The organism is Mesorhizobium denitrificans, assembly GCF_003403035.1.
Taxonomy (GTDB): domain Bacteria; phylum Pseudomonadota; class Alphaproteobacteria; order Rhizobiales; family Rhizobiaceae; genus Mesorhizobium_G; species Mesorhizobium_G denitrificans.
Window position 1 is genome coordinate 26,719 of the sequence record NZ_QURN01000002.1, and the last position, 19,866, is coordinate 46,584.

Here is a 19,866-nt window from a genome sequence, read left to right on the forward strand (position 1 = left end):
TGGGGTGGTGTTTTAATCTGCCTTAGACCGCTGCCGTCACGATAATCTCGACAAGATATTCCGGCGTCGCAAGCTTTGCTTCGCCGGTGGCGCGGGCGGGCGTATGGCCCTGCGGAGCCCACTTGTCCCAAACCGAATTCATCTCGGCAAAGTCCTTCATGTCTGCCATCCAGACAATCGCCTGAAGGATTTTGGTCTTGTCGCTTCCAGCGGCAGCGAGCAGGCGATCGATTTCCGCCAACACGTCAGCCGTCTGCTGAGCAACGCTGCCGCCGGGTTTGCCCACCTGTCCTGCGAGGTAGACGGTGTTTCCGTGAATTACGGCCTGGCTCATGCGGGGTCCGGTTTCGAGACGGCGAATAGTCATTGCAGTTCCTCATTTTTGTCTGCGTGAAAAAAGCGATCCGGCAGCAGGCTTGCTACGATTGCTGGCGATAGCTCGGAAGGTTCGATGCGTCTTATCAACTGCCCGGCCAGTCGTGACAAGGCGGGAGCGGTCTGCATTCCATAGCCGCCCTGCCCCGCCAACCAGAAAAAACCATCGGCAACAGGCGCAAAACCCGCAACGGGCGTGCGGTCGGGCGCAAAGCTGCGCAGACCCGCCCAGCTTCGCTCAACGCGGGTCACCGGATAGTCCACAGCCTGCTCGAAACGGTCCAGCCCTTCCGCGAGAATCATATCGTCCACGTAAGCGTCATGCGGTTCGACGGGAATTTCATCCGCGGGCGACACATAGAGCTTTCCGCCGCCCGGCTTGCAATACCAGCGCTCGGCGGAATCATCGATCAGCGGCCAGTTGGTCGTGTCATATTCCGCTGGCGCGGGCAGCACCGCGATGGAGCGCCGCATTGGTTGGATGCCCAGACTCGCGACACCACACGCTTGCGCAACCGGGTCTGCCCAGGCACCGGCCGCATTGACTATCACGTCAGCGACAATCTCGCCTTTCGCCGTTTGCGCGCGCCATTTTCCGCCCACGCGCTCGGCAGAACGCAACCCGCAATCCGTCAGCAATTGCGCACCCGCAGACCGCGCCTTGCGAAGCCAGCCCTCATGTAGCGCGTTTACGTCGATGTCCTGCGCATCATGCTCATAGGCTGCAGCGGCGACCCAATCCCGCCGCAAGATCGGCACCATGTCGAACGCTTCATCAAGACTGATCCGCCGCAAGCCGTCCGCCTGATCCAGCAAATCATTATGATGCGAAATCCCGGATTCGTCGGAAATGAAAAGCACGCCGCGCTGGCTTATCAGCGGATGCGGAAACAGCGTTGCGTCCGGCTTCTCAAATAGCGGAGCGCTGGCGCGGCTCAGCGCACGGATCGCTGCATTGCCGTAGTTGCGAATGAAAATCGCCATCGAACGGCCCGTCGAATGATAGGCTGGGCGGCTCTCCTGCTCGATAATCGTAACGCGATAATCACCGGTGAGGTCGGCAGCCAGCCCAACGCCCGCGATGCCTGCTCCCACAATCAGAATGTCGGTTTCGAATCTGTCCGTCACGTCAGGCCCTATGCGCAAGCTGCGCAATGACCACGAATTTCGACGGTTGTCTTTTCGGCACGAAAGCCGGAGCGATTGGCCCAGCCATTCAGCCGCGCCTCGATTTCCGGATCAGAAAACTCGTCCACCTGCCCGCATTTGTCGCAAATCGCGAAAGCCACGAGCCCATGACAATGGGTTTCGTGCTCACCATGCTTGTGCGCGCAGGCTACGAAGGCGTTCAGGCTTTCCAGCCGATGCACCAGCCCCGCCTCCTGCAACTTGTCCAATGCGCGATAGACCTGCAATGGCGCGCGAAACCCATGGTCGCGCAACTGGTCGAGCAGCGAATAGGCACTGAGCGGCCCATGCGCCTTGCTCAAAGCATCGAATACAAGTGACTGGTTTTTTGTCAGTTCGGCCATGACTTCACTTACATCATTTTACGGGCGAAAAGCCACCCTTTGCGCTTGACGAATGTAATAACATCACTTAGCAACGTAATAACATTACATCTCGGTTGCAAGATATGGCTGACACCTGCCTTTCCTTTGAAAACCTGACGCTGGGCTACAACAGCCATCCGGCCGTGCATCACCTGAATGGGTCCGTCCGCAAGGGTTCGCTTATGGCGGTTGTCGGCGCAAACGGGTCGGGCAAATCCACATTGCTGAAGGGCATTGTCGGCGTGTTGAAGCCGATGTCGGGGCGCATCTCGATAACGCCCGGCACCCGCATCGCGTATCTGCCCCAACAGTCGGAGATAGACCGCAGCTTTCCCGCGCGCGTGGTTGATCTGGTCGCGCTGGGCCTTTGGCCGAAGCGTGGGCTGCTTGGCCGCATCAGCGCGGAAGACCGTCGGCGTCTTTCGGAAGCGCTGATGGCCGTTGGCCTCGGCGGCTTTGAAGGTCGCCCGATTGACACGCTATCCGGCGGGCAGATGCAGCGCGCATTGTTCGCACGTGTTTTGTTGCAAGATGCTGATTTGATCCTGCTTGATGAGCCTTTCAACGCAATCGACGCCAAGACCGTTCGCGATTTGCTGGAAGTCGTGCGGCGTTGGCATGGCGAGGGCCGCACGGTGATGGTCGTTGCGCACGACCTTGAAATGGTCCGCGAAAACTTCCCCGACAGCCTTTTGCTTGCGCGCCGCGCGGTCGCTTGGGGTCCCACAAGCACCGCACTCCACCCGCAGCAATTGCTGGCCGCACGCCGGTTCGATGAGGCTTGGCATGAAGATGCGCCGTGGTGCGGCGACGAGCATGAACACAAGCACGAACATAAGCACCCACATGCGCACGATCACGCGCAGCATTCCCACAACCATGCCTAGCGCAATTACCCCTCATCCGGCTGCCGCCACCTTTCCCCGCAAGGTGAGAAGCGTAAATTCGGAGGCGTTACGTGCAAAAGGCCAAGCTGCCCATTTATTCGTAGCGTTGCCGCAGCCGGATGGGGGGTCAAAAAATCGCGACAGTGAAGGCGCAGCATGTACGATCTGATTTTCGCGCCGTTCATCGAGTTCGGCTTTATGCAACGCGCACTGGCGGGTTCGCTGCTGCTGTCAATATCGGCCTGCCCGGTTGGCGTGTTCCTGATGCTGCGCCGAATGAGCCTGACGGGTGATGCGGTTGCCCACGGCATATTGCCCGGCGCGGCGGTGGGATACTTGCTGTTCGGCCTGGACCTTGTGCCCATGACCATCGGCGGCTTGATTGCCGGTCTGGTTGTGGCTCTCGGTGCCGGCGCAGTCTCGCGCCTGACCTTGCAAAAAGAAGACGCCTCGCTCGCCGCCTTTTATCTCATTTCGCTGGCGCTCGGCGTGCTGGTCGTTTCGCTGCGTGGTTCAAGCGTTGACTTGATGCATGTGCTATTCGGCACGGTTCTGGCGCTGGACAATGCTGCCCTCACATTAATCGGCTCGATTGCCATCATCACCCTTGTCGGGCTCACGATTTTCTGGCGCGGCTTGGTCGCGGAATGCCTTGATCCGCTGTTTCTGCGCTCGGTCAGCCGCCTCGGAACGCCGGTGCATTTCGTGTTTCTGGCGCTGACTGTGCTCAACCTCGTGGCGGGATTTCAGGCGCTGGGCACTTTGCTGTCCGTCGGTCTTATGATGCTGCCCGCTGCAGCCGCGCGCTTCTGGGTGAACCGCGTCGAAACAATGTGCTTGCTCGCCGTGCTTTTCGGAGCCGTTTCCTGCGTCATCGGCTTGCTTGTTTCCTATCATGCCGCCCTGCCCTCCGGCCCATCCATCATATTGGCCGCAGGCGCGATTTATCTCACCTCAGTGCTGGTCGGCACGCGAGGTCTTGTCCGCACCCGGCTGGCAACCCGCCGTCACAGAACTGCATAGGAGCGCTCCCATGAAGTCAATTCTACGCTATTCAGCTTGCGCAGCGGCTCTCGCATTCGCCCTCCCCGCATCGGCGCAGGACAAGCTCAATGTCGTCGCCAGCTTTTCCATCATCGGTGATTTCGCAAAGCAAGTCGGCGGCAACCGCATTGAGTTGACCACGCTTGTCGGCCCCGGTGGAGACGCGCACGTCTATGAGCCGAAGCCAGCCGATGCCGCCGCGATGCAGCAGGCCAATGTCGTCCTCGTAAACGGGCTTCATTTTGAAGGCTTCCTCCAGCGTCTGGTGGATTCCAGCGCTACCAAGGCTTCCGTCGTCGAGTTGACCAAGGGAGTCGAAACCATCGAAGCCAAAGGCGACGAGGAACCCGGCCACCACCATGACGGAATCGATCCGCACGCCTTCCAGTCAATCGCCAACGCAGAGATCTATGTCGCGAATATCGCGGGCGCATTTTGCGTCGCCGATGCTGCTGGGTGCGACACCTACAAGGCAAACGCCGCTGCCTACACCATCACGCTCGAAGCGCTGGATGATGAGGTGAAGGCTGCGATTGCATCGATCCCTGCCGATAAGCGCACCATCATCACCTCGCATGACGCGTTCGGCTATTTCGAGAATGCCTATGGCATTCGCTTCCTCGCGCCCGAGGGCATTTCGACGGAGTCGGAAGCCTCCGCCGCCGATGTTGCCAAGCTCGTGCGGCAGGTTCGTGAAGACAAGGCTTCCGCGATTTTCGTGGAAAACATCACCGATCCGCGCCTTTCCAAGCAAATTGCCGATGAAACCGGACTCAAGATTGGCGGCACGCTTTATTCAGACGCGCTTTCGGATGCAAACGGCCCGGCCTCGACCTATTTTGATATGATGCGCCACAATGTCAGCACTATTAAAGGCGCTGTTCTTGGCAGTTGATCGCATGTCGGTTGCGCATCTGCGCCGACGGTGGCAAAACGCGCGTGGCCGCAATCGGCCCGGAAATGGAGCCTGCACATGCAATATCGTCAGATCACCGAAGACTACGCCGTGTCCCCTCAGATCAGCATCGAGGATTTGAAGCTCATCAAGGATGCAGGCTTCAACAGCGTGATTTGCAACCGTCCCAACGGCGAAGACGCGAACCAGCTAACCGCCGAAGAAATTGGCAAGGCTGCGGCAGCTGTCGGCCTGGCTTTTCGCTGGAACCCGGTAATCAGTGGCCAGATGACGCCGCATAATGTGGAGGAACAGGCCGCCGCGCTGCACGACCTGCCCTCTCCGGTTCTCGCTTATTGCCGGTCGGGCACGCGAAGCGCGAACCTTTTCGCCGGCATTCAGCAGATGAAGGGCTAAAGCCAATCAGGCCTCAGTAAACACCTCGAACCCGCCATAGATCATGCGCTTCATGTAGGCGGGCATTTCCTCCATCACGTCTTTTATGCGCGTGTCTTCCATCACCTTTTTCATGATTTCGTCGCGTGCCGCTCGAGATCTGTAGGTGACGTAAGAGAACACGATAATATCGTCCTTTTCCTTTTTCACGGCGAGGGGAAAGGACGTAATTTCGCCATCCGGCACATCGTCCTCGCGCGCTTCCACATAGGAAAGCGCACCGAATTCCATCCACACCTTCTTTGCGACCTCCGTCACCTTCACATAGTGGTCGAAGGCATCTTTCGGCACCGGCAATACGAATCCATCTACGTAGGTCATTCCAATCTCCTTCCGTTGAACTACATCAAGGACGAATGATGCAGCCTGGTTCCGACTTTGAAATTCACTGGCCCAGTGAACTGCCCTCGACGGCACGGGCCCCGATGCGATAAAGCAGCCTCAAATCTAGCGACCCACCCCGCGGTCGCCAAACTGGATGAACAATATGACCGTAGCGAAAGAAACCCGCGATCTTCTGTCGAAACTCGGCGTTGCCGAAAGCCTTTATACGGGCGGCAACATGGCATCTTACACGCCGGTAACAGGCGAAAAGCTGGCCGACCTTAAGACCGTCACCGCTGACGAAGCCAAGTCGATGATCGACAAAGCCGACGCCGCGTTCCGCGAATGGCGGCTCGTGCCTGCCCCGAAGCGCGGCGAGCTGGTTCGCCTGCTTGGTGAGGAGTTGCGCACCGCCAAGGCCGACCTTGGACGCCTCGTTTCCATCGAAGCTGGCAAGATCACGTCCGAAGGTCTTGGCGAAGTGCAGGAAATGATCGACATCTGCGACTTTGCGGTCGGCTTGTCGCGCCAGCTTTACGGCCTGACCATTGCCACGGAACGCCCCGGCCATCGCATGATGGAAACATGGCATGCGCTTGGCGTTGTCGGCATCATCTCGGCCTTCAATTTCCCCGTCGCGGTCTGGTCGTGGAATGCGGCTCTTGCGCTCGTCTGCGGCAACTCCATCGTGTGGAAGCCGTCCGAAAAGACGCCGCTTACCGCGCTCGCCTGCCAAGCCATTTTCGACAAGGCAGTCAAGCGCTTCGGCGAGGCGCCGCAGAATTTGAGTCAGGTTCTGATCGGCGATCGAGCTATCGGCGAAGTGCTGGTCGATCACCATCTGGTTCCGCTGGTTTCCGCCACCGGCTCCACGCGCATGGGCCGCGATGTCGGTCCTCGTCTTGCCAAGCGTTTTGCGCGCGCGATTCTCGAGCTTGGCGGCAACAATGCAGGCATCGTTTGCCCAAGTGCAGACTTGGACATGGCGCTGCGCGCTATCGCATTTGGCGCGATGGGTACCGCTGGCCAGCGCTGCACCACTTTGCGCCGTCTGTTCGTGCACGAAAGCGTTTACGACAAGCTGCTGCCGCGCTTGAAGAAGGCATATGAGAGCGTGTCCATCGGCAGCCCGCTGGAAACATCGGCTCTGGTTGGTCCGCTCATCGACAAGGCCGCGTTCGATGGCATGCAGAAGGCGCTTGCCGGCGCAAAGGAACATGGCGGCAAGATCACCGGCGGTGATCGTTTTGATGCCGGTCAGGCAAACGCCTATTACGTGCGCCCCGCGCTGGTGGAAATGCCAGAGCAGGCCGGTCCCGTTTTGGAAGAAACCTTCGCGCCTATCCTCTACGTGATGAAATATTCCGATTTCGATGATGCGCTTAGCGATCACAATGCGGTCGGCGCAGGGCTTTCATCCTCCATCTTCACGCTCGACCTGCGCGAAGCAGAGCGTTTCCTGTCGGCGGACGGCTCTGATTGCGGCATTGCAAACGTCAATATCGGCACGTCGGGTGCGGAAATCGGCGGTGCGTTTGGCGGTGAGAAGGAAACCGGGGGCGGACGCGAAAGCGGCTCGGATGCATGGAAAGCCTATATGCGCCGCGCGACCAACACAGTGAACTATTCGCGCGCGCTGCCGCTCGCTCAGGGCGTTTCGTTCGACATCGAATAAGGCGTAGACCGCTTTTTCCGGTTTACCCCCACCCATTATCCCTCCCCACAAGGGGAGGGAGTGTTTACTTGAGACTACCCGTCTGCCGGCGCTCCAGGACCCATACTGCCTACCAGTCCATTACGACTTTGCCGGAGTTGCCGCTTCTCATCGCCTCGAAACCGGATTGATAGTCATCGATGCCGATGCGGTGTGTAATCAGCCCGCTCACGTCCAGAGGCCCCTGTACCAACGCGATCATCTTGTACCAGGTCTCGAACATCTCGCGACCATAGATGCCCTTCAGATGCAGCATCTTGAAGATCACTTTGTTCCAATCGATCTCGAATCCGGTTGGCGCAATGCCCAATATTGCGATCTTGCCACCATTGTTCATCGTGTCGATCATATCGCGAAACGCAGGCGCCGCGCCGGACATTTCAAGCCCAACGTCAAACCCTTCGGTCATGCCGATTTCCGGCATCACGTCGCGCAATTTCTGCTGCGAAGCGTCCACCACATGCTGTACGCCGAGCTTTCGCGCGAGTTCCAATCGCACGGGGTTGATGTCCGTAATGACGACCTTGCGCGCGCCGACACATTGAGCGACCAGAGCGCCCATGATGCCAATCGGCCCGGCGCCGGTTACCAGCACGTCTTCGCCCACCAGATCGAACGAAAGCGCGGTGTGAACGGCGTTGCCAAGTGGGTCGAAAATCGCCGCCACCTCATCAGGCACATCGTCCGGGATCGGCACGACATTGTGCTGCGGGATCGCTACATATTCGCCAAAAGAGCCGGGACGGTTCACGCCCACGCCGAGCGTATTGCGGCACAGATGCCCCCTGCCAGCGCGGCAGTTGCGGCAATGACCGCACACAATATGGCCTTCGCCGGAAACGCGTTGCCCAACCTTATATTCGGTCACAGCAGTGCCAACATCGGCCACCGTGCCGACGAATTCATGCCCCGTCACCATCGGCACAGGCACGGTCTTTTGCGCCCACTGGTCCCAGTTATAAATGTGGACGTCCGTACCGCAGATCGCGGATTTCTTGACTTTGATAAGCACATCGTTCGGGCCGATTTCCGGCACCGGAACGCGCTCCATCCAGATACCGGGCTCAGCCTTCGCCTTCACCAAGGCGCGCATCATATTGGACATTGAATCCGTCCTTCCTCAAATCACGCCAAGTTCGCGACCGACTTCGGTGAACGCCGCAACCGCCCGGTCGATGTCTGCTGTCGAATGCGCAGCCGACATTTGCGTACGGATGCGCGCCTGACCGCGCGGAACCACGGGGAACGAGAAGCCGACCACGTAAATCCCGCGCGCCAGCATTTTTTCGGCCATTGCCTGTGCCAACGCCGCATCGCCGATCATCACGGGAATGATTGGATGATCAGCGCCTGCAAGCGTGAACCCCGCCTTCGTCATAGACTCGCGGAAGTGGTTCGCGTTTGCGTAAAGCTTTTCGCGCAGCGCATCGCCTTGGTCGATCAGGTCAAAAACCTTCAACGACGCGCCTGCGATTGCAGGCATCAGCGTGTTGGAGAACAGATAAGGCCGCGAGCGCTGGCGCAACCATTCGACAACTTCGCGCTTGCCCGAAGTGTATCCGCCCGAAGCGCCGCCAAGCGCTTTCCCGAGCGTGCCGGTGATGATATCCACCCTGCCCTCAACGCCGCAGTGCTCCGCGGAACCGCGCCCATGCTTACCGACGAAGCCCACGGCATGGCTGTCATCCACCATCACCATCGCATCATATTTTTCGGCCAGATCGCATACGCCGCGCAGATCCGCGATGATGCCATCCATCGAAAACACGCCATCCGTCGCGATCAGGCGGAACCGGCAATCCTGCGCTTCTTTCAGCTTTGCTTCGAGATCGGCCATGTCGTTGTTCGCGTAGCGGAAGCGCTTCGCCTTCGAGAGCCGCACGCCGTCGATGATCGACGCATGGTTCAGCGCGTCCGATATTACCGCGTCTTCTTCTGAAAGCAGCGTTTCGAACAGGCCGCCATTTGCATCGAAGCACGAGGAATAGAGGATCGTGTCCTCCATTCCGAGAAACGATGAAATGCGTTTTTCCAGTGCCTTGTGCTCTTCCTGCGTGCCGCAGATGAACCGCACCGAGGCCATGCCGTAGCCATATCGGTCCAGCGCATCCTTCGCGGCCTCGCGCAACTCTTCATTGTCGGCAAGCCCGAGATAGTTGTTTGCGCAGAAATTGAGAACCTTGCTGCCATCAGCAACGGTGATTTCCGCCGATTGCATCGAGGTGATAACGCGTTCGCTCTTGTAGAGCCCGGCGCTCTTGAGCCCTTCCAGTTCCTGGCTCATATGGTCGATAAACGATCCCGGCATGAATGCTCTCCCTAATTAAGCGCTGGCTAACACCGAGAGAGCGATATCGCAAACAGAATTAGGCGTTCAAGCCATCTGTTCTTTAGTAATCCAGAACACTTCGCCGTCGCTGTTCTCTGTGTCGAGCCAGAAGAATGGGGTATCTGGATAATAGCGCTCCAGCACCTCCCTGTCCGTGCCAATTTCGCAGAGCATTCCGCCGCCTTCATTCAGATGCTGTGCAGCACCTTCGAGAATGCGGCGAACGATGTCGAAGCCGTCCATTCCGCCATCAAGAGCCATCGCGGGCTCATGACGAAACTCCTCCGGCAATATTTCCATCACATCTCTGCCGACATAAGGCGGATTGGTGATGATAAGGTCATATTTGCGCTCGCCAAGCGGCCCAAACAAGTCACCCCGCAGCAAGGAAATCCTGTCGCCTAGCCCGTGATCCTCGATGTTTTCTGCCGCCAGCGTAAGCGCGTCAGCAGAAAGGTCCACCGCATCGACTTCCGCATTCGGAAAAGCATAAGCCGCCAGAATCGCCAGCGACCCGCCGCCGGTGCAGAGATCCAACACTGAGCCGATCGACTCGGGATCGGCGATAAGCGCTGCTGGATCGCCCGAACCGTCAAACAACGGGGAAGCGAGCAAATCCGCAATGTAAGATCGCGGCACCAGCGCCCGCGCATCCGACCGGAACGGCACACCCGCCAGATAGGAACGGCCTGTGAGATATGCCGTCGGCAGTTTCTTCTCGACGCGCAGCGCGATGCGCTCGCCGAGCAGCGTCTTTTCACGCGCAGTCAGCCGCGCATCTGCAAATGCGTTGAAGTCATCAATCGGCAGATTCAGGCTTTCAAGAATCAGAAACACCGCTTCGTCCAGCGCCGTCGCGGAGCCATGCCCGTAGTGCAGGCCAGCCGCCGCAAAACAGCTTACCGCATAGCGCAGCACATCGCGCAAAGTCGCAAGCTCGCCAACCTCATTGCGGGGGTCGGCGGGCTGAATTGTCTGCACTCCATTCATTAGAAAAATGCCTGCAACCCTGTCTGCGCCCGGCCAAGGATCAGCGCGTGAACGTCATGCGCGCCCTCGTAAGTGTTGACTGTTTCGAGGTTCGCGGCGTGGCGCATCACATGATAACCGATCTGGATGCCGTTTCCGCCGTGCATATCGCGCGCCATGCGGGCAATATCCAGCGCCTTGCCGCAATTGTTGCGCTTCATGATGGATATCATTTCAGGGGCCATCTTGCCCTCGTCCATCAGCCGGCCGACGCGCAGCGAGCCCTGTAGCCCAAGCGCAATATCCGTCTGCATGTCTGCGAGTTTCTTCTGGTAAAGCTGCGTTCCAGCCAGCGGCTTGCCGAACTGCTTGCGGTCAAGCCCATATTGCCGCGCGCGGTGCCAGCAATCTTCCGCCGCGCCCATGGCGCCCCATGAAATGCCGTAACGCGCCCGGTTGAGGCAGCCGAACGGACCCTTGAGGCCCGAAACATTCGGCAACAGCGCATCTTCACCCACTTCAACGCCTTCCATCACGATTTCACCCGTGATTGACGCGCGCAGCGAGAGCTTGCCCTCGATCTTCGGCGCGGAAAGTCCCTTCATGCCCTTTTCCAGCACAAAGCCGCGAATCTGGTTGTCATGGGCGGCCGACTTAGCCCAAACGACGAAAACATCTGCAATCGGCGCATTCGAAATCCACATTTTGGAGCCGAACAGCCGGTATCCGCCTGAGGTCTTTTCTGCGCGCGTCTTCATGCCGCCCGGATCAGAGCCCGCATCAGGCTCGGTCAATCCGAAACAGCCTATCCATTCGCCTGATGCCAGTTTCGGCAAATATTTCTTGCGCTGTTCTTCCGAGCCATAAGCATAGATCGGAAACATAACCAGCGATGACTGCACGCTCATCATGGAGCGATAGCCGGAATCGATGCGCTCAACCTCGCGCGCGACGAGACCGTAAGTAACGTAGCCAGCACCCAGCCCGCCATATTCTTCCGGCACGGTTATGCCCAGCAAGCCGGAATCACCCATTTCGCGGAAGATGGCTGGATCGGTCTTTTCTTCCAGATAGGCTTGTTCGATTCGCGGCGCGAGCTTGTCCGCCGCAAAGGCGGCCGCGGCATCGCGGATCATGCGCTCATCTTCCGTGAGCTGTTCTTCGAGCAGGAACGGGTCGTCCCAAACGAAACTTGCAGGCTTCAAACCCTTGTTTTCTACGTTCATGGCACCCTCGAAAAAGCTGCGCTTTCACCAAGAAGTTGAGCACAGGATGGAATTGGCATTTGTCACCAGCGCTTTGGGATACTCGCTACAGGATGGAAAGGGCCAGCACAAGCCACCCGACGGTCCACTTAAAATGCTTGTTTAAAACTGTGAACAAAACGTGACCATGAGAGCGAATCTGTTTATGGTTGGTGGATGGCTATTCGTCAGCTTTCGGAAACTATCATCAACCAGATCGCCGCGGGCGAGGTTATTGAGCGCCCCGCAAGTGTGGTCAAGGAACTGGTCGAGAACGCGCTCGACGCAGGCGCGCGCCGCGTTGAAATCGCCACGGTCGGCGGCGGGCTGAATCTCATCCGCGTGAGCGATGATGGCGCGGGCATCCCCGAAAACGAGCTGCAACTGGCGATTGCGCGTCATTGCACGTCCAAACTGTCCGAAGACATCAACGATATTCGTTCTCTCGGTTTTCGTGGTGAGGCGCTTCCTTCAATCGGCTCCGTTTCGCGTCTTACGATCCGGTCGCGCACTGCAGATTCGGACAGCGGTTTTGAAATCCTTGTAGATGGTGGTCGCACTGGCGCAACGCGGCCAGCCGCCGCAAATCGGGGCACGCTTGTGGAGGTGCGCGACCTGTTTTTCGCCACACCTGCCCGTCTGAAATTCATGAAGGGCGAGCGCGCCGAAACCACAGCAATCAACGAAGTCGTAAAGCGCATTGCCATCGCATTTCCGCATGTGCGGTTCACGCTCTCCGGGCCGGATCGTGCAACACTGGACCTCAATGCGGTGCCCGACCAGATCGAACGTATCGCGCAGGTTTTCGGCAAGGAATTTCCGGAAAACGCGCTGGAACTGGATGCGGAACGCGAGGGCGTGCATCTGTCGGGCTTTGTCTCGATCCCGTCTTTCAGCCGGGCCAATGCGCTCCAGCAATTCGCATATATCAACGGCAGGCCGGTGCGCGACAAGCTCATTGCTGGCGCTATTCGCGGCGCTTATGCCGATACGCTGGCGCGGGATCGTAACGCGGTCGCGGCATTGTTTTTCACGCTGGACCCGGCTGATGTCGATGTAAACGTGCATCCAGCCAAGGCAGATGTGCGCTTTCGTGAGCCAGGTCTGGTGCGCGGCCTGATCATCGGCGCCATTCGGCAGGCACTGGCTGGCGCCGGCATTCGTCCCGCAAGCGGTGCAGGCATGGCGCTGGCAGGGGCATTTCAGCCCGGCGCCTTCACGGGAGCAAACGCCAACGGTTGGGGGCCGACCGCGCCCGGCGCTTATGAACATATGCCACCGCGCAGCGCTGGTTTCGATGCGGACCGCTCCGTGCATCGCCCATTGGACATGGCCTCGTTCGGCGGCTTTTCGAATGGCGCACAGGCGCATTTTGAAACCGGACCTGCGATCAGCGCGGACAGCCGCGCGGCAGCGGAGCCGTCGCCGGCGCATTTGCTCGCCAGCCCGCTTGGCGCAGCGCGCGCGCAGGTTCACGAAAACTATATCGTGGCGCAGACCGAGAGTTCGCTGATTATTGTCGATCAGCACGCCGCGCATGAGCGCCTTGTCTACGAGGCTCTCAAGGAAGCAATGCATTCGCGACCCATCCCGTCACAAATGCTGCTTCTGCCGGAAATTATTGATCTGCCTACAGATGATGTTGACCGGCTGGCCAGCCATTCCGAAACGCTCGCGCGGTTCGGCCTTCGGCTGGAGCGCTTCGGCCCCGGTGCAATTGCCGTGCGCGAGACGCCGTCCATGCTTGGCGAGGTCGATGTACAGGCGCTGTTGCGCGATCTGGCAGACGAAATCGCGGACAATGACACTGTCGACACGCTGAAGAGCCGGCTGGATCGGATTGCGTCAACGATGGCGTGCCACGGCTCGGTCCGGTCCGGTCGCCTCATGAAGCCGGACGAAATGAATGCGTTGCTGCGACAGATGGAAGCCACGCCGGGCTCCGGCACATGCAATCATGGCCGCCCCACCTATATTGAATTGAAGCTTGCGGACATTGAGCGACTCTTCGGTCGGCGATAGTTGCAGCAAGCCCGCCGCATCGCTATTTTGCGGCGGCAAGGAGAATTATCAGGCAATGAACAGGTTTGAAGGTCCGGGAGCGCGAGAAGCGCGCATTCGCTATCTCGATGGCGATTTTCAGGTGACGAGCCCCGGAGCATTCGTGCGTTGCGCTGTGACGGGCGAATCCATTCCGCTCGATGAGCTCCGCTACTGGAGCGTCGCGCGGCAGGAACCTTATCTCAACGCCGAGGTTTCGCTGGCGCGCGAACTGGAATGCAATCCGCAGCTGCGCAGCCGAAACTAGGGTCAGTACCTGCTGATATTGGCGCAATGGCTTGAACGGCAAGGATATGCCAGGAAACGACCGCAGGTCGGCTGGTTGCCCGGTCAAGATCTTTGACGCTGCAGATCGAAGCCGTTCAAGGCGCCATTTCGCCAATATTAACAGGCATAAAACCGGCGCTTTCGCCAGCTTGCCACCGCTTCATCTATGATGCGATCGGGCACATGTTCCGGCTCAAAGCGCGTTTCGATGGCGAATACCGCCAGCCGATCCAGAAACCCGCCGGGCACGATACCGCCGCGCAGCCGTGCCACATCCTTTTCTGTGGTGATAAGTTGAGCGCGTGCCCGCGTGGCGTCGCGCTCCAGCTGTGTCAGTTCGCCCGGTTTAAATGGGTGGTGGTCATCGAAACTGCGCTTTTCGACGACATTCGCGCCCGCCGCTGACAGTGCATCGTAAAATCGCTCCGGATGACCAATGCCCGCAAAGGCCAGCACGCGCTTGCCGGAAACGGACAGCGCATCAATTGCGACAGTGCGCGCGTCATAGACCGGCTTGCCCGCGCGCGCAGCCATCCGCACAACCGCGTCACTGGCTGTACCCTCACCTATTCGAAGCAGCGAATCTGCAAACCGAATTTGGTCAATCACCGGCGCACGCAGCGGTCCGCCGGGAATAATGTGGCCGTTTCCAATGCCGGTTCGCGCGTCGATCACCAGCAGCGCGTGGTCGATCCGTATTTGCGAGCTTTGAAACCCGTCATCCATCAAGATCAGGTCGCAGCCTTGCGCCACTAGCAAGGCCGCACCTTCGGCGCGCTTTCGAGCTACGGCAACAGGCGCATGGCGGGCCAGCAGCAGCGGCTCATCGCCCACCACCGCCGCGCTGTCGGATTCAGGGTCGACAATGCGTGCATGTCCACGCCCGCCGTGGCCGCGCGAAAGAATGCCGGGCTTCATGCCGCGTCGAACAGCGGCCTGCGCCAGCGCGATAACAGTTGGCGTTTTGCCCGTGCCACCCACGGTGAAATTGCCGACACAAATAACCGGCGCATCGATGCTTTGGCGCTTTGCGTGGGCGAGCCGCCGCGCAGCCACGCTGCCGTAAATCGCCGATACCGGCAGCAGCACGGCAGCCTGCCATCCAGCCCTCTCCCACCAGAATGGGGGAGCGCCGGTCACCGCCTGCCCTTCAGCCGCGTCTGCACCTGCAGCGGCTGAATGTAAGGGTCCAGCGCTCTCAAGGTGCGATCCAGCGTGCCGCGCATTTCATCGACTGTAGCAATGCCCGCCGCCATCATCTTGTGGCGCGCTTCATCATTCTTGAGCAAATGATTGACCGCTTTTGCAAGCGACTGCCCATCACGCACCAGCTTGGCTGCACCGCCGTCAATCAGCTTTTGATACGCCTCACGGAAATTCTGGATGTTCTGGCCGGAGAGCACCGCAACACCAAGCATTGCAGGTTCGAGCGGATTTTGTCCGCCTTCCGCAGTGAGCGAACGTCCAACAAACGCGATTTCGGACAGTTTCAGATAGGTTCCCATCTCGCCGATCGTGTCGCCCAGAAAAATGTCGGTCGTGGGCGTGATCTTTTCGCCGGTGCTTCGGCGCACCACGCCAAGCTTTTCCTTGGTGAAGCGTTCGGCAAGTACCGCAGCGCGGTCAGGATGACGCGGCACGATAATCGTGAGCAGGTTCGGATAGCGCTTCTTGAGCGCGCGGTGCGCTTGCGCAGCAATCACCTCTTCGCCGTCATGGGTAGAAACGGCAGCCCAAACCGGGCGATCCCCAATCTGCGCCTGCAATTTCTCAACTTGCGCATCATCGAATTTCGGCATGTGCGCATCGGTTTTGAGATTACCGGAAACCGTTACAGGCCGCGCGCCCAGTTCGGAGAAGCGCTCACCATCGGTTGCCGATTGCGCGACCACATGCGCGAAATTCTCGAACAGCGCCTCTGCCAGATAGTTCCGCTTTTGCCATGACGCGAAAGAGCGGTCCGACAGTCGCCCGTTCACCAGCACTTGCGGTATGTGTCGGTGGCTGAGTTCAGTGATGATCACCGGCCAGATTTCCGATTCCGCGAAAATCGCGAGATCCGGCTTCCAGTGATCCAGAAAGCGCCGCACCGCGGGCTTCAAATCCAGCGGCACATATTGATGAATGATCCTGCCGCGAAACCGCTCTTCCGCCACCTTCGCGGAGGTCACGGTTCCTGTCGTCAAAACAATGCCGACGCCATGCGTAAGCAGATGGTCGATCAGCGCGGAAATCGCCAGCGTTTCGCCCACGCTTGCCGCGTGCAGCCAGATCAACGGACCCGCGGGCCGCGCCACCTTGGTCTTGCCATACCGTTCGCGCCTGCGCGCGCGGTCTTCCTTGCCTTTGGTCGCGCGATAGGCAACGTAGCCGCCGATCACCGGATAGGCAGCAGCACCCGCAAAACGGTAGATCGACAGCAATGTGCGCGCCCAGCGTTCGCTCACAGCTTAACCCCCACCATTTCATACGCGGTTTCAAATGTTTCGTTCATCGCGCGTGTCACCTCGACGCGCAGCGCTTCCATCGTCTCCGCGTCCGCGTCTGCAGGCACATAAATCGGCTTGCCGAAATGCAGCACGCCGCGACCGAAAGGCAGGTTAATCGTTGTCTTGTCCCAACTGCGCTCAAGCACTTTGCGCCTGCTCGTGGCAATCGCTGCCGGAATGATCGGCCTGCCGGAAATGCGCGCCAGCAAGATAATGCCGTCGCCCGCCTCGCGCGGCGTTCCGTGTGGAATGTCCGCGATCATGCAAACATTCGAGCCCGCATCCAGCGCTTTCTTGAGTTGCAGCAGCGCGCGCGCCCCGCCCTTGTCGGCATTGTTCCCGGTCGTGCGTCCACCGGAGCCGCGTACGGTCGCAACGCCGAAACTCTCCAGCACCTTTGCGTTCAACTCTGCATCGGCGCTTTTTGAAACCATCGCCACCAGCTTGCGGCCGCTGGGATAAAACGCGGGCGCGAGAATGTGCTGCCCATGCCAAAGCGCCAGGATTCCCGGTTCGTGCTCGGCCCATTCCGGCGTGATTTTGGAGACGGAACCCTTAACCGCCGGGTTTGTCAGCCTCACAAATCGCAGCGCGCCCGTCAGCATAACCGTCAGCGCGCCTTTGACGAAACGCGAGTCAGCCAGAGGTTTGCGGATTTTCCGCCAAGCTGTCTTGAGCGGTCGCGACTTTTTCGCCTCCGCTTTGGCTTCGGTTTCGATTGTGCGCTGGGTCAAGATTCAGGCCACCATTCAGCCTTGCTTGCCAGTTTCTTCGGGGTCCAGCAAGCGGTGAAGATGCACCACATAGTAGCGCATATGCGCATTGTCTACGCTTGCCTGAGCCTTGGATTTCCATGCCGCTAGGGCAGCCTGGTAGTTCGGGAATATGCCGACGATATCCAGTTCGTCCAGATTTCGGAAGTCATTGCCGCGCAGGTTTTTCAATTCTCCGCCAAACACCAGATGAAGCAGTTGCTTCTCGCCTTTTTCATCGCTCATCGCTGTCGTACTCAATTTTGAATTTGGTCCGGTTTGGGCCAATTCGGCCACTAATTCAAGTTGTCAGTCAGCACTTCCCGGGTATTCAGCGAGTGCTTCAACCATTACTTCGAGCAATGGCCCGCTGCCAGCGGCGAGCGCAGCATGGCGCGGGTCATCAAGGCCAAGTTCCGGCTGCCTGCCATACTCGTTCAGAACAAGCCCGCCTGCCTCCTCAAGAATGAGCATAGCCGCTGCAATATCCCAATCATGCGCGTTCGGCTTGATGAAAGTTGCGTCCAGCCTGCCGCTGGCAATCAGCGCAATGCGATAAGCCAGCGAAGGCACATAGCTGTAAGGTCGTATCCGCGCGCGCCAAGCGGCTGGCAACAGACCGCCCATCAACTTCGGCCCGCCCAAACTCAAATTCGTATCGCCTTGCGCGCGCACCCGGATAGGTACGCCGTTCAAGCGCCCGCCGCCGCCGCGCTGCGCTTCAAAGCGTTCGCCGCTGGCGGGGCATTCCAGCACGCCCGCAATTGTGCGGCCCTGCTCGACAATCGCCACGCTCACGCACCACTGCGGATTGCCTTCCAGAAAGCCGCGTGTGCCGTCTATGGGATCGACGATAAAGCTGCGCTCGCCCGTTGCAGTTCGCCTGTTCTCGACAGTCTCCTCCGAAAGCCAGCCATAACCCGGTCGCGCATCCAGCAGCGTTTTGAACAGATAGCGGTCGGCTGCATAGTCGGCCTCGCTCACGGGCGAGGTTCCGCCCTTCATCCAGACTTCGGGGTTCTGCTTGAAGTAGCGCATGGCGATGCGCCCCGCTTCGCCCGCCGCATCGCGCAGCAGGTCGAGATCGGAGTCCGCAGAGCTTGCCGCCGATGCCTTACGTACCTGCAATGGTCATCCCTTCGACAAGCAGCGTCGGCGCGGCGGTGCCGTAATTGCGGTCCGTGTCGTTTGCCGGAACCATGCGCAGGAACATATCCTTGAGGTTTGACGCGATGGTGATTTCCGAAACAGGATAGGTCAGCTCGCCATTTTCGATCATGAAGCCCGACGCGCCGCGGCTATATTCGCCCGTCACCATGTTCACGCCCTGGCCAATGACTTCAGTTACATAGAGCCCATTCTTGACATTTCGAATCATGTCTTCCGGCGAAATCTCGCCCGGTTCGATGGCCAGGTTGGTCGAGGTCGGGGAAACCGAGGAACCCGAACGCGAGCCGCGCCCGTTCGTTTGCAGGCCCAGTTCACGCGCCGCCGAGGTCGAGAGAAACCAGTGGCCAAGCACGCCCTTGTCCACCATCACCATCGCTTCGCCTTCTACGCCCTCGCCGTCGAAAGGCCGCGACGCTTGTCCGCGCAGCTTCAGCGGATCGTCGGTAACGGTGATGGCTGCGCTCGCAATCTGCTTGCCCATCATGTCACGCAAGAAGCTCGTTTTGCGTGCAACCGCAGCACCATTGATCGCGCCCGCCAGATGTCCCGCCATGCCACGGGCCACGCGCGGATCGAATACGACATTCACCGTACCCGTCGCGATGCGGCGCGGATTGAGGCGGCGCACGACGCGCTCGCCTGCATTGCGACCGATGATTTCGGGCCGCTCAAGTTCGGAAAAATGGATGCGCGAGGAAAAGTCATAGTCGCGCTCCATGCCAGTGCCTTCACCAGCGATAACGCTTACCGAGCGCGAGAAACGCGAGCCCGCATATTGACCGACAAAGCCGTTCGAGGTGGCCAGAACCAACCCGCCAATACCTGCACCGGCGCTGCTGCCGCTGGAATTGGTAACGCCTTTCACCTCCATCGCGGCCTGCTCGGCGGCAAGCGCTTGCGCGGTGAGGTCGGCAGCGGAAACGGCCGTCAGGTCGAGCAAGTCGAGATCACGAATGTTTCGTGCCAGCAAATTGGCATCCGCCAACCCTTGATACGCGTCTTCCGGCGAAACCCTCGCCATCGCGACGGCGCGCTCGGCAAGCGCCACTGCGTCTGCCCCGGCATTCGCCGCAACGCTGGCGACCTTCTGGCCGACGAAAACGCGCAGCGAAACGTCGTCGCTTTCAGATGCATCCGTACTTTCAACCTTGCCCAAGCGCACGGTCACCGAAGTCGAACGGCTGCGCACAGCCACCGCATCGGCGGCGTCCGCACCGGCCCGCTTTGCCGCTTCAACGAGGGAAGCGACCCGATCGGTCAGTCGATTGGTGTCTAGCGTTTCGGACATTCGGTGATTCCATTCGCAGGCGGCAGGTAATTCTGATGCTTCATCTATT

The 19,866-nt window shown here is 59.4% G+C and carries 21 protein-coding genes; 7 read left to right on the forward strand and 14 right to left on the reverse strand.

The window, feature by feature from the left end; genetic code table 11:
• Positions 1-22: 22 nt before the first annotated feature.
• The 3 genes from DY251_RS02635 to DY251_RS02645 are packed head-to-tail and all read right to left on the reverse strand — an operon-like array spanning position 23 to position 1,907.
• On the reverse strand, positions 23-367 hold the full coding sequence (locus tag DY251_RS02635; protein WP_116622322.1) for a RidA family protein: 345 nt from the start codon (positions 365-367) through the stop codon (positions 23-25).
• Positions 364-1,503: an NAD(P)/FAD-dependent oxidoreductase gene (locus DY251_RS02640; RefSeq protein WP_116622454.1), complete on the reverse strand. Its 1,140-nt coding sequence runs from the start codon at positions 1,501-1,503 to the stop codon at positions 364-366. The genes DY251_RS02635 and DY251_RS02640 overlap by 4 nt, the downstream gene beginning before the upstream one ends.
• 8 nt (positions 1,504-1,511) lie before the next feature.
• Entirely contained in the window at positions 1,512-1,907 is a 396-nt protein-coding gene (locus DY251_RS02645; protein WP_116622323.1) for a Fur family transcriptional regulator, read from the reverse strand.
• A gap of 104 nt (positions 1,908-2,011) precedes the next feature.
• Between DY251_RS02645 and aztA the strand changes: the two genes are divergently transcribed.
• The 4 genes from aztA (at position 2,012) to DY251_RS02665 (ending at position 5,171) form a co-directional block, all read left to right on the forward strand.
• Positions 2,012-2,815 carry a zinc ABC transporter ATP-binding protein AztA gene (gene aztA / locus DY251_RS02650; protein ID WP_116622324.1) on the forward strand — a complete coding sequence of 268 codons (804 nt, stop codon included), beginning with the start codon at positions 2,012-2,014 and terminating at the stop codon, positions 2,813-2,815.
• Between the two features lie 156 nt (positions 2,816-2,971).
• The gene (aztB, locus tag DY251_RS02655; RefSeq protein ID WP_116622325.1) at positions 2,972-3,838 is read left to right on the forward strand and encodes a zinc ABC transporter permease AztB; all 867 of its coding nucleotides are present in this window, start codon (positions 2,972-2,974) and stop codon (positions 3,836-3,838) included.
• A gap of 10 nt (positions 3,839-3,848) precedes the next feature.
• Positions 3,849-4,754 (forward strand): zinc ABC transporter substrate-binding protein AztC, encoded by a 906-nt coding sequence (gene aztC, locus DY251_RS02660; protein ID WP_116622326.1) that lies wholly within the window; start codon positions 3,849-3,851, stop codon positions 4,752-4,754.
• A 78-nt stretch (positions 4,755-4,832) separates the two neighbouring features.
• Complete coding sequence (locus DY251_RS02665; RefSeq protein ID WP_116622327.1) at positions 4,833-5,171, forward strand: protein tyrosine phosphatase family protein; 339 nt, start codon at positions 4,833-4,835, stop codon at positions 5,169-5,171.
• 6 nt (positions 5,172-5,177) lie between these two features.
• Here the strand turns inward: DY251_RS02665 and DY251_RS02670 are convergent, their stop codons facing one another.
• Entirely contained in the window at positions 5,178-5,531 is a 354-nt protein-coding gene (locus tag DY251_RS02670) for a DUF1428 domain-containing protein (protein WP_116622328.1), read from the reverse strand.
• A 157-nt stretch (positions 5,532-5,688) separates the two neighbouring features.
• Between DY251_RS02670 and amaB the strand changes: the two genes are divergently transcribed.
• Positions 5,689-7,209, forward strand: coding sequence for an L-piperidine-6-carboxylate dehydrogenase (gene amaB, locus DY251_RS02675; RefSeq protein ID WP_116622329.1), 1,521 nt, complete (start codon positions 5,689-5,691; stop codon positions 7,207-7,209).
• A gap of 109 nt (positions 7,210-7,318) precedes the next feature.
• On the opposite strand, the gene tdh is transcribed toward amaB, so the two are convergent.
• The 4 genes from tdh to DY251_RS02695 form a co-directional block, all read right to left on the reverse strand.
• The gene (gene tdh / locus DY251_RS02680) at positions 7,319-8,353 is read right to left on the reverse strand and encodes an L-threonine 3-dehydrogenase (RefSeq protein WP_116622330.1); all 1,035 of its coding nucleotides are present in this window, start codon (positions 8,351-8,353) and stop codon (positions 7,319-7,321) included.
• A gap of 15 nt (positions 8,354-8,368) precedes the next feature.
• A complete protein-coding gene (locus DY251_RS02685; protein ID WP_116622331.1) occupies positions 8,369-9,556 on the reverse strand; it encodes a glycine C-acetyltransferase in 1,188 nt (395 codons plus the stop codon).
• Positions 9,557-9,622: 66 nt separating this feature from the next.
• The gene (prmB, locus tag DY251_RS02690; RefSeq protein WP_116622332.1) at positions 9,623-10,567 is read right to left on the reverse strand and encodes a 50S ribosomal protein L3 N(5)-glutamine methyltransferase; all 945 of its coding nucleotides are present in this window, start codon (positions 10,565-10,567) and stop codon (positions 9,623-9,625) included.
• Positions 10,567-11,772: an acyl-CoA dehydrogenase gene (locus DY251_RS02695; RefSeq protein ID WP_116622333.1), complete on the reverse strand. Its 1,206-nt coding sequence runs from the start codon at positions 11,770-11,772 to the stop codon at positions 10,567-10,569. Before DY251_RS02695 ends, prmB begins: the two co-directional genes overlap by 1 nt.
• 195 nt (positions 11,773-11,967) lie before the next feature.
• Between DY251_RS02695 and mutL the strand changes: the two genes are divergently transcribed.
• Positions 11,968-13,812 (forward strand): DNA mismatch repair endonuclease MutL, encoded by a 1,845-nt coding sequence (mutL, locus tag DY251_RS02700; protein WP_116622334.1) that lies wholly within the window; start codon positions 11,968-11,970, stop codon positions 13,810-13,812.
• 55 nt (positions 13,813-13,867) lie between these two features.
• On the forward strand, positions 13,868-14,098 hold the full coding sequence (locus tag DY251_RS02705) for a DUF2093 domain-containing protein (RefSeq protein WP_116622455.1): 231 nt from the start codon (positions 13,868-13,870) through the stop codon (positions 14,096-14,098).
• A 137-nt stretch (positions 14,099-14,235) separates the two neighbouring features.
• On the opposite strand, the gene lpxK is transcribed toward DY251_RS02705, so the two are convergent.
• The 6 genes from lpxK to DY251_RS02735 form a co-directional block, all read right to left on the reverse strand.
• On the reverse strand, positions 14,236-15,258 hold the full coding sequence (lpxK, locus tag DY251_RS02710; protein WP_116622335.1) for a tetraacyldisaccharide 4'-kinase: 1,023 nt from the start codon (positions 15,256-15,258) through the stop codon (positions 14,236-14,238).
• Positions 15,255-16,565, reverse strand: a complete 1,311-nt coding sequence (gene waaA, locus DY251_RS02715; RefSeq protein WP_116622336.1) for a lipid IV(A) 3-deoxy-D-manno-octulosonic acid transferase — start codon at positions 16,563-16,565, stop codon at positions 15,255-15,257. Before waaA ends, lpxK begins: the two co-directional genes overlap by 4 nt.
• Positions 16,562-17,341 (reverse strand): lysophospholipid acyltransferase family protein, encoded by a 780-nt coding sequence (locus DY251_RS02720; RefSeq protein ID WP_245415832.1) that lies wholly within the window; start codon positions 17,339-17,341, stop codon positions 16,562-16,564. The genes waaA and DY251_RS02720 overlap by 4 nt, the downstream gene beginning before the upstream one ends.
• A gap of 15 nt (positions 17,342-17,356) precedes the next feature.
• Entirely contained in the window at positions 17,357-17,605 is a 249-nt protein-coding gene (locus DY251_RS02725; RefSeq protein ID WP_116622337.1) for a DUF4170 domain-containing protein, read from the reverse strand.
• A 63-nt stretch (positions 17,606-17,668) separates the two neighbouring features.
• Positions 17,669-18,487 carry an inositol monophosphatase family protein gene (locus tag DY251_RS02730; RefSeq protein WP_245415833.1) on the reverse strand — a complete coding sequence of 273 codons (819 nt, stop codon included), beginning with the start codon at positions 18,485-18,487 and terminating at the stop codon, positions 17,669-17,671.
• Entirely contained in the window at positions 18,474-19,817 is a 1,344-nt protein-coding gene (locus DY251_RS02735; protein ID WP_116622338.1) for a TldD/PmbA family protein, read from the reverse strand. Before DY251_RS02735 ends, DY251_RS02730 begins: the two co-directional genes overlap by 14 nt.
• Between the last annotated feature and the right edge of the window lie 49 nt (positions 19,818-19,866).